The sequence below is a fragment of the Ensifer sp. ENS09 genome (assembly GCF_014852425.1).
GTDB lineage: Bacteria > Pseudomonadota > Alphaproteobacteria > Rhizobiales > Rhizobiaceae > Ensifer.
The window spans coordinates 61,540-74,299 of the sequence record NZ_JACVBP010000010.1 but is presented as its reverse complement, the minus strand read 5'-3'; the positions used below and the strand labels follow the sequence as shown (position 1 = coordinate 74,299).

Sequence of the window (12,760 nt, the reverse complement as noted above, 5' to 3'; positions counted from 1 at the left end):
ATATTGAAAATCCAGCGGTGCCTTCTCACATGAGACACAACATCTGGATACTGACATTCCGAACGCAAGGAGCAGCCTATGGTTACTGTAAAGGTCGATACGTCCAATTTTCAGCAGGAAGTGCTGAACTCCGCCGAGCCGGTGGTTGTCGATTTCTGGGCTGAATGGTGCGGCCCGTGCAAGATGATCGCGCCGAGCCTCGAGGAAATCTCGAACGAACTCGCCGGCAAGGTCAAGGTTGCCAAGCTCAACATCGACGAAAACCCGGAACTGGCCGCCCAGTACGGCGTTCGCTCGATCCCGACGCTCGCCATGTTCAAGGCCGGCGAAGTGGCCGACATCAAGGTTGGCGCCGCTCCGAAGACGGCTCTGTCCTCGTGGATCTCCACGGCGGTCGCATAAGGCGGATTCACCGCTGAGAATATTAAAAGCCCGGCATGCCGGGCTTTTTTCTTGTCTTCAATCTGGAAACGGGCTGGCTGAGCCAGACCTTGATCACTTCGGCGGCGTGCCGTTGTCGGCAAGCACGTCGCCCACCAGATAGAGCGAGCCGCCGATCAGGATGCGCGGCGGCGCCGGGTCTTCGTCGACCAGATTGGAGATGATCGTCAGCGCCTCGGCGACGGACGAGACCGCGGACGCCTCGAAGCCGACCGATGCGGCGTCGCTGGCAAGCGCCACCGGATCAAGCCCAGCATCGGAGCCGCGGATCGGAACGGTGAAAACCTGTTCAGCGAGATCGAGGAAGGCGCGGAAGTAGCCGATCGGCTCCTTGGTGTTGATCATGCCGATGATCAGGAACAAGGGTCGCGATTCGCGCTCCTCGAAGGTTGCCATCGCCTCGGCGATCACCTGGCCAGCACCGGGATTGTGGCCGCCATCGACCCAGATTTCCGCGCCAACCGGACCGTAATGCGTGAGTTTGCCGCTGGTCAGCCGCTGCAGGCGTCCGGGCCATTCGACGCCCGCAAGACCACGCTCGATCGCCGCTTCTGACACATCGAAACCGGCGGCCCGTACCGCGCGGATCGCCGCTGCGGCATTGGCATACTGGTGGCGGCCCGGCAGCTTCGGCAGCGGCAGGTCGGCCAGCCCGCCTTCGTCCTGATAGACGAGGCGACCGAACTCCTCATGCGCCATGAAATCCTGGCCGTAGACGAACATCGGGCAGCCGAGGCGCTCGGCGGTCGAGACCAGCACATCCCGGGCGGCCTCTTCCTCCTGCTGGCCGATCACCACAGGGCAACCACGCTTCATGATGCCTGCCTTTTCGGCGGCAATCAGCTCCACCCGATCGCCGAGATAGGCCTGATGGTCGAGCGAGATCGGCATGACGACCGAAACGGCCGGACGGGCAATGACGTTGGTCGCATCGAAACGACCGCCAAGGCCGACCTCGATGATCGCGACATCGGCCGGATGCTCGGCAAAGAGCACGAAGGTAACGGCGGTCAGGATCTCGAAGACGGTGATCTTCTCGCCGCCATTGGCTTCAGCAACGCGACGCACGGCATCGGCGAGAACGGGATCGCTGACGAGCTTCCCCTTGCCGCCCTTGACGCCCAGGCGATAGCGCTCGTGCCAGTTGACGAGATGTGGCGAGGTATGGACGTGAACACTGAGGCCGGCTGCTTCCAGGATCGCCCGAGAAAACGCGGTTGCCGAGCCCTTGCCGTTGGTACCGGCGACATGGATCACCGGCGGCAGGCGGTCCTGGGGATTGCCGAGAGCTGCGAGAAGCCGGGTGATCCTGTCCAGCGACAGGTCGAAGCCCTTGGGGTGAAGGGCGAGAAGTTTTTCGATCTCATAGCCCGCTTCGCTGGCTTCCACCGCTGCCATCTCTTAACCCCGCCCCGACACGCTGCTGCTACAGGGCGCGCCCTATAGGCCGTCTACCGATCGCTGTAACGCCCTGAGTTGCAGCATCCCCGCTCACAAGAAATCGCGGAGATGCATCATTTTGTTCTATACAGTTCAGCCGACGCAGCACTTCAGGCGCTGGCAGCGACCGGCAAGGCGGCCGGCTGCGTGCCGCCGTTGAGCTTCGAGGCTTCCGCCGGCTTCTTCATCAGGATCTTCAGAACCCGGGCGAGCGTCGACGGCAGATCATGGCGCTTGACGACCATGTCGACCATGCCATGCTCCAGCAGATATTCCGACGTCTGGAAACCTTCCGGCAGCTTCTCGCGCAGGGTCTGCTCGATCACGCGCTTGCCGGCAAAGCCGATTTCAGCGCCCGGCTCAGCCATGTGGATGTCGCCGAGCATCGCGTAGGATGCGGTAACGCCACCGGTGGTCGGATTGGTGAGCACGACGATATAGGGAAGGCCCGCTTCCTTGAGCATGTTGACGGCAACCGTGGTGCGCGGCAGCTGCATCAGCGACAGGATGCCTTCCTGCATGCGGGCGCCGCCGGAAGCCGGGAAGATGACCAGCGGGCACTTCTCGGAAATTGCCCGTTCGAACGCCTTGATGATCGCCTCGCCGGCAGCCATGCCGAGCGAGCCGCCGATGAAGTTGAATTCGTGCACGACGGCGACGAGCTTGACGCCCTGGACGCGGCCGAGACCGGCAACGATCGTGTCTTCAAGTTCGGTCTTGGCACGGCTGTCGCGCAGACGGTCCGAGTACTTCTTGGAATCGCGGAACTTCAGCGGATCCTGAGCAACCTTCGGCTGCGGAAGCGCTTCAAAAATGCCGCCGTCGAACAGGTCCTTCAACCGCGCCTTGGCCGGCATCTTCATGTGGAAGCCGGACTGCGGGATGACCCACTTGTTTTCCTCGAGATCGCGGTGGAACACCATCTCGCCGGTTTCCGGGCACTTGATCCAGAGATTTTCCGGAACTTCCCGGCGGCCCAGCATCGAGTTGATCTTCGGCCGAACGTAGTTTGTGATCCAGTTCACTTAGTAACTCCTGAAGATTTCCTTCGGGTTGTGCGCGCTAATATAGGCAATTATTCGGCTGCTGCGAGACGTGCGGACCGCACGCCTGCCGAGAGCCCTCTCACCAGCGCTTCGACACCCGGAACCGTCGCATCGGTCGCCTTGCCCTCTTCGGTCAGGCTCGACGCGATCTGGTTGACGATCGCCGTACCGACGACCACACCATCGGCAGATGCTCCGATGGCCCTTGCATGTTCCGCCGTCTTGACGCCGAAACCGACGCAAACGGGCAGATTGGTGTGTGCCTTGATACGCCCGACGGCGCCACCGATCAACGACGGATCGGGCAGAGCCGATCCGGTGATACCGTTCATCGACACGTAGTAGACGAAACCGGAGGTGTTTTCGAGCACCTTCGGCAGGCGACGGTCGTCCGTGGTCGGCGTCGCCAGGCGAATGAAGTTGATGCCCTTTTCCAGCGCCGGGATGCAGAGTTCGTCGTCCATTTCCGGCGGCAGGTCGACGACGATCAGGCCGTCGATCCCGGCTGAAAGCGCATCCGTCAGGAAGCGATCGACGCCGTAGATATAGATCGGGTTGTAATAGCCCATGAGCACGATCGGCGTGCGCTCGTCGTCCTCGCGGAAGCGGCGGGCGATTTCGAGCGTCTTTTCAAGCGTCTGGCCGCCCTTCAGTGAGCGCTGGCCAGCCAACTGGATCGCCGGGCCGTCGGCCATCGGGTCAGAGAACGGCATGCCGAGTTCGATGACGTCGGCGCCGGCCTTCGGCAGCGCCTTCATGATCGAGACCGACGTCTCGAAATCCGGATCGCCGCCCATGAAATAGGTGACGAGGACCGGACGTCCTTCGGCCGCGACATCGGCAAATCGCTTGTCCATGCGTGCGGTCATGATCTTACTGCCCCATTCCCAGTAACTTGCCGACGGTGAAGATGTCCTTGTCGCCACGGCCGGAGAGGTTCATCAGGATGATCTCGTCCTTGCCCATCTTCGGCGCGCGCTTGATCACCTCGGCAAGCGCATGCGACGGCTCGAGCGCCGGGATGATGCCCTCGAGACGGGTCAGCGTCTGGAAGGCTTCGAGCGCTTCGTGGTCCATGATCGGCACGTATTCGACGCGGCCGACATCGTTGAGCCAGGCGTGCTCCGGACCGATGCCGGGATAATCGAGGCCGGCCGAAATCGAATGGCCTTCCTTGATCTGTCCGTCGCCGTCCTGCAGCAGATAGGTGCGGTTGCCGTGCAGCACGCCCGGCGAACCGGCGGTGATCGAGGCGCAATGCTCGTCGCCTTCAATGCCCTTGCCGCCGGCTTCGACGCCGACGATCTTGACGCTCTCGTCATCGAGGAACGGATGGAAGATGCCGATCGCGTTGGAGCCACCGCCGACGGCGGCAATGACGAGATCCGGCAGCCGGCCTTCGGCAGCGAGCATCTGCTCCTTGGCTTCCTGGCCGATGACGGCCTGGAAATCGCGGACCATCTCCGGATAGGGATGCGGGCCGGCAGCCGTGCCGATCAGATAGTAGGTGTTGTCGACATTGGTGACCCAGTCACGCAGCGCCTCGTTCATGGCATCCTTGAGCGTGCCGCTGCCGGCGGTTACCGGCTTTACCTCGGCGCCCAGGAGCTTCATGCGGAAAACGTTCGGCGCCTGGCGCTCGACGTCGGTCGCACCCATGTAGACGACGCAGGGCAGGCCGAAGCGGGCGGCGACGGTTGCCGAGGCCACGCCATGCTGGCCGGCGCCGGTCTCAGCGATGATGCGCGTCTTGCCCATGCGCTTGGCGAGCAGGATCTGGCCAATGCAATTGTTGATCTTGTGGGAACCGGTGTGGTTCAGCTCTTCGCGCTTGAAGTAGATCTTGGCGCCGCCAAGCTCCGCCGTCAGCCGTTCAGCGAAGTAGAGCGGGCTCGGGCGGCCGATATAATGCGCGCCGAGATGTTCCAGCTCCGCCTTGAAGGCCGGATCGTTCTTCGCGTTGTCCCACTCGTTCTGGAGATCGAGGATCAGCGGCATCAGAGTTTCGGCCACGAAGCGGCCGCCGAAGATACCGAAACGGCCGTCCTCGTCCGGGCCACCCCGGAAGGAATTCAACTTTGGCGCCTGGTTCACGTCCTGCTCCCTGACCGTGGCATGTCCGCCTCTGCCTGGCGAACGGCATTGAAAAACGATTCCATGAGCTTCAGATCCTTGACGCCCGGCGCGCTCTCGACGCCGGAGGAGATATCGATGGCACGCGCGCTGGTCTGCGCCATGGCCTCGCCAATGTTATCGGCGTTAAGACCCCCGGAAAGCATGTAATCGACGCTTCCGTCAAGCGCATCGAGCAGCTTCCAGTCAAAGGAAACGCCGTTGCCACCGGGCAATTCGGACCCTTTTGGCGGCTTGGCATCGAAGAGGAAGCGATCGGCGATGCCGATATAGGCATCGATCTTTTCAAGGTCCGATGCTTCGCGCACCGAAAAGGCCTTCATGACGGGAAGGCCATACATTGCCTTGACCGTCAGCAGTCGATCCGCGTCCTCGCTGCCATGAAGCTGCAGAATATCCGGGTTGAGCGCCGAAACGATTTCGTCGAGCTCGTCATTGTCGGCATTGACGGTGACGGCGACGATCTTCGCCTGGCCGCGAATCCTGTCGGCGATGCGGCCGGCATCGTCGGGCTCGATGTTCCTGGGGCTCTTCGGGAAAAAGATGAAGCCGACATGGGATGCGCCGAGCGCGACAGCACGCTCCGCCGCTTCCGCGGTCTTCAGCCCGCATATCTTCACTTGGGTTTTCATGAGAAGCGACCTTGCATGAAATGCCGCGCGAGTCGAGCCAAAAACCGACGCAAAAGCGGTCACTCAGCGCCCCTGCACCCGTCCTTCGCCGGGTGTGCGCCCCTTGCGCGGCAGGCGCGCTTTTACCATATGCATTTTACCACAACGGAGAGACTGATGCGCCTGTTGCTCGCGCTTATCCTGCCTTGGCTGCAGTTTTTTACCATCGGCCGCCCCTTTGCCGGCCTCATTTGCCTGATCCTGCAACTGACGCTGATCGGCTGGGTACCGGCGGCGATCTGGTCGGTCTATGCCCTCAGCCAATACAAGACCGACGAGAAGATCCGCGAAGCGCTGCGCCACCGCGCATAACGAGCCGCTCATCGCCCTCCAGGATTCAATCGAAGTCGATCGCGTGAAGCATCGTGCCGTTGCGGCGGAGCCAGCGCTTGGCGTCCTCCGTATCGGGGCACAATCTGCCGCAGAGCGCCCAGAAGTTCGGGCCGTGGTTCATTTCCTGCAGATGCGCCACTTCATGCGCCGCGAGATAGGCGATGACCCTTGGCGGCGCCATGACGATGCGCCAGGAGAAACTCAACGCCCCGTCGGCCGAGCATGATCCCCAGCGGCTGCGCGTGTCCTTGAGCGACAGCGACTTTGCCCGTCGGCCGATACGGCCGGTGTAGATCGCCACCAACCGGTCGAGGTCCTGGCGGGCTTCCTTCTTCAGGAAATCGACGATGCGCCGGTTGAGGTGTTCCTCGCCGCCGCTGACGCGCAGCACCGGTTCGTCATCGATCACGATCGCTTCCGTGAGCCCGCGGATCTTGCCGGTGCGCTCGATGCGGTGGGAGACGCCGCGAATGAGGATGGAACCGCCCTCCTCGATCTGGCTCTCGCCAGAGAAGCGCGCGAGCTTGGTCATCAGCCAGCCCTGGTGTCGTGTCAGGAAGGCGTTGACCTCTCGCTCGGGGAGGCCCTGCGGCACGGTCATCCTCAGAGCCCGGCCGCCCGGCTCGATGCGTAGCGTCATGCGCGTCGCGCGCGCGTTCTGCTTGATCGTCAGCGGCAGGGACTTGCCGGCGACCTCGATCTGCCGCGTCGTTGCGGGTGGTGCAGGTTGAATGCGCCGCTTGAAGGAAGGGAACATGCAGGCTTTCTAACCGATTCGCGGGGCTTTCGCCTACAGTTCACAGGTTGGGGTGCATGCCAAAAGTGATCCGGCGTTTCATATGAAACGCCGGAAGCGGTTTCGTCAGGTCAGTGGGCTTCGACAATCGGGCCCGAGCCGCCGTTCTTGCGGTCACGCATGAAGCGGTCGAACTCTTCCTGGTCCTTGGCGCGGCGAAGCTCGCGCGCATAGCTGTCGAATTCTTCGCGCATCTCGTCGAGCTTGCGGCGTTCCTCGTCGAGACGGGTAAGTTCAGCTTCGCGCCAGTCGTCGAAGGCGACGTTGCCGGTGCGATGCGTCCAGTTGGAACGGCGGCCGCCGCGCTTGAAAGCCGAGCACATGCCATCCACCGTATCGTTTGCGTCTTTCTTGAACGTCTTGAGCTTTTCGCCAAAGAGAATGTAGGCGAGCATGGCCAGGCCGAGCGGCCAGAAGACCACGAAGCCAAGCACCATCAGGGCGATGGTCGCGGGCGTCCAATCCGGACGGATCATTGCAGATTGGTTCATCTTCAGGATTCCTCGCAATCATCCGGGCCGCCCATGCGGCCCGATGAAAACGATGTGGGAAGGCGCTCTTGTCTCTGCAAGACGCCCTCCCCCGGAATCGGACAAACCCTTGACTCTACGCGGTCAAAACGGCCGCGCCGCCGAGATCAGGCCGACTTGCCGCCCTTGATCAGCTGCTTCACCGGTTTTGCGTGGCGCGCGTGCTCGCGGTGGAAAGCGACGATGCGCGGCGCGATTTCGCGGCGGAAGCGCGAGCCGTTGAAGACGCCGTAGTGGCCGACATCCGGCTGCATGTAGTGCATGCGCATGTGGTCGGGGATGTTGGTGCAGATCGTCTGCGCCGCCTGGGTCTGGCCGACACCGGAGATATCGTCGTTCTCGCCTTCGACCGTCAGGAGCGCCACCTTCTTGATCGCCGTCGTGTCGACGCGCTTGCCGCGATGCATCATCTCGCCCTTCGGAAGCGCATGCTGCATGAACACCACCTGCACCGTCTGCAGGTAGAATTCAGCCGTCAGGTCCATGACCGCGAGATATTCGTCGTAGAAGTCGCGGTGCTTTTCGGCGGCGTCACCATCGTTCTTCACCAGGTGGGCGAAGAACTCCTTATGGGCGATCAGGTGCCGGTCGAGGTTCATCGACATGAAGCCCGAGAGCTGCAGGAATCCCGGATAGACCATGCGCATGAAACCCGGTTGCGGCCACGGCACCGGCATGATGACATTGTCACGGAACCATTCGATCGAACGCTCTTCCGCGAGCTGGTTGACGCCTGTCGGGTTGATGCGGGTGTCGATCGGTCCGCCCATCAGCGTCATCGTCGCCGGCGACAGTGGATCATCGGCAGCTTCCATCAATGCGACGGCAGCAAGCACCGGCACCGCGGGCTGGCAGACGCCGATCACATGGGTGTCAGGCCCGAGGAAATGCAGCATCTGGATGACGTAGTCGATGTAATCGTCGAGATCGAAGGTGCCTTCGCTGAGCGGCACCATGCGGGCATCGATCCAATCGGTGATATAGATGTCGGAATGCGGCAGCAGGGCTTCCACCGTGCCGCGCAGCAGCGTCGCATAGTGGCCGGACATCGGCGCGACGATGAGCACCTTCGGATCGGGGGCGCGGCCCTTGGGCACCGCACGCTCGAAATGAATGAGGTTGCAAAAGGGCGCACGCCAGACGATGCGTTCGTAGATCGAAGCCGATTGACCGTCGACGACCGTCTCGGGAAGACCGAACTCCGGCTTGCCATAACGGCGGGTGGAGCGCTCGAACACTTCAAGACCGGCTGCGGCGGCGCGACCGAAATAGGTGTGCGAGACGGGGTTCATCGGATTGCTGAACGCGAGCCGCATGGCGTCGGCTGCCGTGCGCCACGGCGCCATCATTGCGTGGTTCAGTTCATAGAGCTGGTAGAACATGGGAAGCGTACCCCTTGGTTCAATCAACGACAACGCCGCTCCCGGTCGGACGCAAGCTTGCGATTGTTTGTCTTGGTGTCCGCAATCGCTGCCAGACTACCACTTTTCTTGTGCAGTGCAACAAATATACCCGTCTCGCCTCGATACAAGGCCTGAAGCCAGAATGAATCCGGATTCCTGAGGATTTGCAAACGAGCTTGCTCGAAACTGGCCGTTTTCCGCTATTTTCGTGCGTCGAGCCGCAATGCCTGGCCTTTTCTGGGATAATTGGCGCCTCTCAGTGGCAAAGATGGGGTGCGCATCCCTGTGGCGATGCAGCAAACCCGCCATCGCTCAGGCGGCCGTCACTTGAATGACAGCCTTCACCAGGCCCGTCTTTTCCTCCGCCCATCGTGGCAGATCGGCAACCGCGCCTTCCAGCGTGGTGCGGTGCGTGATCAGCGCCTCCACCGGTACCAGGCCGGACGCGATCGATGCGACGACATGGTCGAAATCCTGCCGGGTCGCGTTGCGGCTGCCGACCAGCGTCATCTCGCGCTTGTGGAACTCTGGATCGGAGAAGCGGATATCGTCCTTGACGACACTGACGAAGACCAGGGTGCCACCGTGGGCGACGTGGGCGAAGGCCGCCTGCATCGAGCCGCCATGCCCGGTCGCGTCGAAGACGACATCGAAACCGTCTCCATCCGTCGCCGCGACAACGCGCGCCGCGGTATCGGTTTCCACGACGATGCCCTTGGCAAAGCCGAGTTTGCGGGCGGCAAAGTCCAGCCGCTCCGCGCTGGTGTCGGCGAGCACCACGTCATGGCCGGCGATCCGGGAGAAGATCGCGGTGCCGAGACCGATCGGCCCGGCACCGATGACCAGCGCCCGCGACCCTGCATCCGTCGATGCACGGCGGACTGCGTGGGCGCCGATCGCCAGGAACTCGACAGTGGCGGCTGCCTCCGGCGAAAGGCCCTGCGCCGGATAAAGGTTGCCCTCCGGCACGACGATCTCCTCGCAGAACGCGCCGTCGGTGTGAACGCCGAGTACCTTGATGGCCGTGCAGCAATTGGGCTTGCCCTTGCGGCAGGCAACGCAAGCACCGCAGGCGAGATAGGGGTTGACCACGACCGGCGTGCCGGGCGCCATCGTCGTCCCTTTCCCGCCGGCCATCACCGTTGCCGAAATCTCATGGCCCATGACCCGCGGATATTCGAGGAACGGATGTTTGCCGGCGAAGATATGGTAGTCCGTACCGCAGATGCCGACATGGCTGACGGCGAGGTGGACCCAACCGTCCGGCACGGTTTCGATTGGCGTGCGGTCGACGACCTCCAGCCGACCGGGTTGCGGGCAGAGCACGGCTTTCATGGCAATTCTCTCGAATACGGCAGCGCCTAGCGGGCGCTGCGGCGACGCAATTGGTCGAAATAGACGATAACGATGATCAAAACCCCGGTGATGATGCGCTGCCAGAACGAGTTGACGTTCAAGAGGTTGGCGCCGTTGTTGATCGTCGCGAGGATGAACGCGCCGAGCAGCGGCCCATGCACCGAGCCGACCGCCCCGAACAGGCTGGTGCCGCCGATGACCGACGAGGCGATCGCCTGCAGTTCCCAGCCCTCCGCCTGAGTGGCGTTGCCGATGCCGATGCGCGAGGCAAGCAGCAGGCCGACGAAGGCGGCGCAGGTCGACGACAGGATGTAGGCGAGATAGATCGTGCGATGCACATTGACGCCGGAAAGACGCGCCGCCTCGCTGTTGGAGCCGACAGCAAAGAGATAGCGACCGAAACGGCTTAAATGCAGGAAGACATAGGCCGGGATCGCCACCACGATCACCATCCAGAACAGGCTGGGAACGCCCAGGAAATCCGCCCGCGAGAAATTGGTGAAGGCCTCATTGGTGATCGAAATGGTCGAGCCATTGGTGATCAGGAGGCCGATACCGCGCAGCGAAGTCAGGGTCGCCAGCGTGATGATGAAGGGCGGCAGACCCATGCGCACGATGCCGAAGGCATGGAAGGCGCCGATCAGGACACCGAAGGCGAGCGTCAGGATGATGGCAATCCAGAGCGGAACGCCGGCGGCCAGCAGCCAGGCGACGATAACACTGGTGAAGCCGACCACGGCACCGACCGACAGATCGATACCGGCGGTGATAATGACGAAGGTCTGGCCAACTGCCAGGATCGCCGTCATCGCCCCCTGGCGCAGCAGGTTGCTGATGTTGTTGGGCGTCCAGAAGCTGTTGGTCGCGAAGCCCAGCAGCATCCACAGGAACAGAAGTAGCCCCAGGAGGGTGAGGCCGAACAGAATGCTCACGCCCTTGCGTGGTGCCGCGCTGGCGCCGCTCTCCACCGTTTCCGCACTCATCGTCTTCCTCCCTGCATCCTTCAAGTTTGTTTTTATCGGTTCAAACGCCAATCGCCTGCGTCAGCACTTCCTCATGGCTGGCAGCACGATAGTCGTGGCTGGCGACCAGCCGTCCGCGCCGGAACACATGCAGCCGGTCCGCCAGTTCGTAGACCTCCGGCAGATAGGACGAGATCAAGATGATGCCCGCCCCGTTCTCCAAGAGCCGTGCGAACAGGCGATAGATTTCCGCCTTGGTGCCGACATCGACGCCGACCGTCGGCTCGTCAAAGATGAAAAGCTTGGCGCCGTGGCTCAACCACTTGCCGATGACGATCTTCTGCTGGTTGCCGCCGGACATGGCGGAGGCCAGCACGCGGCGTGACGGCGTCTTGATCTTCAGGTCGCGGATCTGCCGGTCGGCGTTTTCCCGCTCCTGCTGGCCGTTGATCGTCAGGCCGCGCGTCAGCCGGTTGAAAACCGGCAGATTGATGTTGAGGCCGATCGGCAAGTTGAGGCAGAGGCCCTGGTCACGTCGGCTTTCGGGCGCAAGCGCGATGCCGAGGTCCATGGCCTCACGTTCGCTGGCGATCTCCACCTTACGGCCCTGCCAGTAGACCTCTCCACCCGTTGGCCGGTGCCGGCCATAAAGGCCGAGCGCAAACTCGCTGCGTCCCGCGCCGATGAGCCCGTAGAGGCCGACGATCTCGCCGGCGCGCACTGTCAGCGACACATCCTGGAAGCCGGGGCCGCTCAAGTTGCGCGTCTCGATGATGGCCGCGCCCGGCGGAAAATGTTCCTTGTGATAGATCTGCTCGATCGTGCGATTGATCATCAGCGCGATCAGCTCCGCCTCGTTGGTCTCACCGATCTTGCGGGTGCCGACATGGGTGCCGTCACGCAGCACCGAGACACGGTCGGCAAGCTCGAAGACTTCCTCCATGCGGTGGCTGATATAGACGATGGTCACGCCTTCGGCCTGCAGCCTTCGGATCAGCCGGAAGAGCTGTGCCGATTCCTGTCGGGTGAGATAGGCGGTCGGCTCATCGAAGATCAGAAACTGCGTGCCGCGCATGGCGGCACGCGCCGTGGCGACGAGCTGCTGCTGCCCAATCGTCAAGCTTCCAAGCACGGCACCGGCCGGCAGGTTGAAGCCGAGATCATCCAGCACGCTTTGTGCCGCATCGGTCATCGCGCGCTTGCGCATCAGGCCGTTGCGATTGATCTCGTCGCCGAGAAACATATTGGCCGCGACCGACAGGTGAGCGCAAAGCACGACCTCTTGATGCACGGCATTGATACCGCGCTCGATCGCCTCCTGCGGCGTGCCGAGCTGAACGGGTTTTCCGCACCAAAAGATTTCGCCGGACGTGCGTTTGATGACGCCGGTCAAAAGCTTGATCAGCGTCGACTTGCCGGCACCGTTCTCACCGACGATCGCGTGAATTTCACCGGACAGAAAGGTCAGCGATGCAGGCTTCAAGGCTTCGACGGCGCCATACTTTTTCTGCAGGGCGCGCAGCTCCAGGATAGGCTCGCCTTTCGGAACCGGGTGGCGTGTCGCCACATGCAGTCCTTCGGTCCTGATGTCGCGTGGCTCTTGCAAGTCGGTCATCTGCGCATTCCCTCCCATCGCAGAGATCGCTTGC

General features: G+C 62.4%; 13 protein-coding genes. 2 read left to right on the top strand and 11 right to left on the bottom strand.

The window, feature by feature from the left end; all coding sequences use genetic code 11:
• The first annotated feature begins 78 nt into the window (after nt 1–78).
• Nucleotides 79–402, top strand: coding sequence for a thioredoxin (trxA, locus tag IB267_RS32475; RefSeq protein ID WP_192451506.1), 324 nt, complete (start codon nt 79–81; stop codon nt 400–402).
• Between the two features lie 93 nt (nt 403–495).
• Here the strand turns inward: trxA and IB267_RS32470 are convergent, their stop codons facing one another.
• The 5 genes from IB267_RS32470 to IB267_RS32450 form a co-directional block, all read right to left on the bottom strand.
• The gene (locus IB267_RS32470; protein WP_043624311.1) at nt 496–1,839 is read right to left on the bottom strand and encodes a folylpolyglutamate synthase/dihydrofolate synthase family protein; all 1,344 of its coding nucleotides are present in this window, start codon (nt 1,837–1,839) and stop codon (nt 496–498) included.
• A gap of 152 nt (nt 1,840–1,991) precedes the next feature.
• Nucleotides 1,992–2,906 carry an acetyl-CoA carboxylase, carboxyltransferase subunit beta gene (gene accD, locus IB267_RS32465; RefSeq protein ID WP_192451505.1) on the bottom strand — a complete coding sequence of 305 codons (915 nt, stop codon included), beginning with the start codon at nt 2,904–2,906 and terminating at the stop codon, nt 1,992–1,994.
• A gap of 50 nt (nt 2,907–2,956) precedes the next feature.
• The gene (gene trpA, locus IB267_RS32460; RefSeq protein ID WP_192451504.1) at nt 2,957–3,796 is read right to left on the bottom strand and encodes a tryptophan synthase subunit alpha; all 840 of its coding nucleotides are present in this window, start codon (nt 3,794–3,796) and stop codon (nt 2,957–2,959) included.
• Nucleotides 3,797–3,800: 4 nt separating this feature from the next.
• Nucleotides 3,801–5,021: a tryptophan synthase subunit beta gene (gene trpB, locus IB267_RS32455; RefSeq protein ID WP_034801666.1), complete on the bottom strand. Its 1,221-nt coding sequence runs from the start codon at nt 5,019–5,021 to the stop codon at nt 3,801–3,803.
• Nucleotides 5,018–5,692 (bottom strand): phosphoribosylanthranilate isomerase, encoded by a 675-nt coding sequence (locus IB267_RS32450; protein WP_192451503.1) that lies wholly within the window; start codon nt 5,690–5,692, stop codon nt 5,018–5,020. The genes trpB and IB267_RS32450 overlap by 4 nt, the downstream gene beginning before the upstream one ends.
• Before the next feature lie 156 nt (nt 5,693–5,848).
• Between IB267_RS32450 and IB267_RS32445 the strand changes: the two genes are divergently transcribed.
• Nucleotides 5,849–6,043, top strand: a complete 195-nt coding sequence (locus tag IB267_RS32445) for a YqaE/Pmp3 family membrane protein (RefSeq protein WP_034801662.1) — start codon at nt 5,849–5,851, stop codon at nt 6,041–6,043.
• Between the two features lie 25 nt (nt 6,044–6,068).
• On the opposite strand, the gene IB267_RS32440 is transcribed toward IB267_RS32445, so the two are convergent.
• The 6 genes from IB267_RS32440 to IB267_RS32415 form a co-directional block, all read right to left on the bottom strand.
• Entirely contained in the window at nt 6,069–6,821 is a 753-nt protein-coding gene (locus IB267_RS32440) for a M48 family metallopeptidase (RefSeq protein ID WP_192451502.1), read from the bottom strand.
• Between the two features lie 110 nt (nt 6,822–6,931).
• Nucleotides 6,932–7,351 carry a DUF2852 domain-containing protein gene (locus tag IB267_RS32435; RefSeq protein WP_043624293.1) on the bottom strand — a complete coding sequence of 140 codons (420 nt, stop codon included), beginning with the start codon at nt 7,349–7,351 and terminating at the stop codon, nt 6,932–6,934.
• 146 nt (nt 7,352–7,497) lie between these two features.
• Nucleotides 7,498–8,772, bottom strand: a complete 1,275-nt coding sequence (phaZ, locus tag IB267_RS32430) for a polyhydroxyalkanoate depolymerase (RefSeq protein WP_192451501.1) — start codon at nt 8,770–8,772, stop codon at nt 7,498–7,500.
• Between the two features lie 333 nt (nt 8,773–9,105).
• A complete protein-coding gene (locus IB267_RS32425) occupies nt 9,106–10,128 on the bottom strand; it encodes a zinc-binding alcohol dehydrogenase family protein (protein ID WP_192451500.1) in 1,023 nt (340 codons plus the stop codon).
• A 26-nt stretch (nt 10,129–10,154) separates the two neighbouring features.
• Entirely contained in the window at nt 10,155–11,132 is a 978-nt protein-coding gene (locus IB267_RS32420; protein ID WP_192451499.1) for an ABC transporter permease, read from the bottom strand.
• A 40-nt stretch (nt 11,133–11,172) separates the two neighbouring features.
• The gene (locus IB267_RS32415; RefSeq protein ID WP_192451498.1) at nt 11,173–12,726 is read right to left on the bottom strand and encodes a sugar ABC transporter ATP-binding protein; all 1,554 of its coding nucleotides are present in this window, start codon (nt 12,724–12,726) and stop codon (nt 11,173–11,175) included.
• Nucleotides 12,727–12,760: the final 34 nt, after the last annotated feature.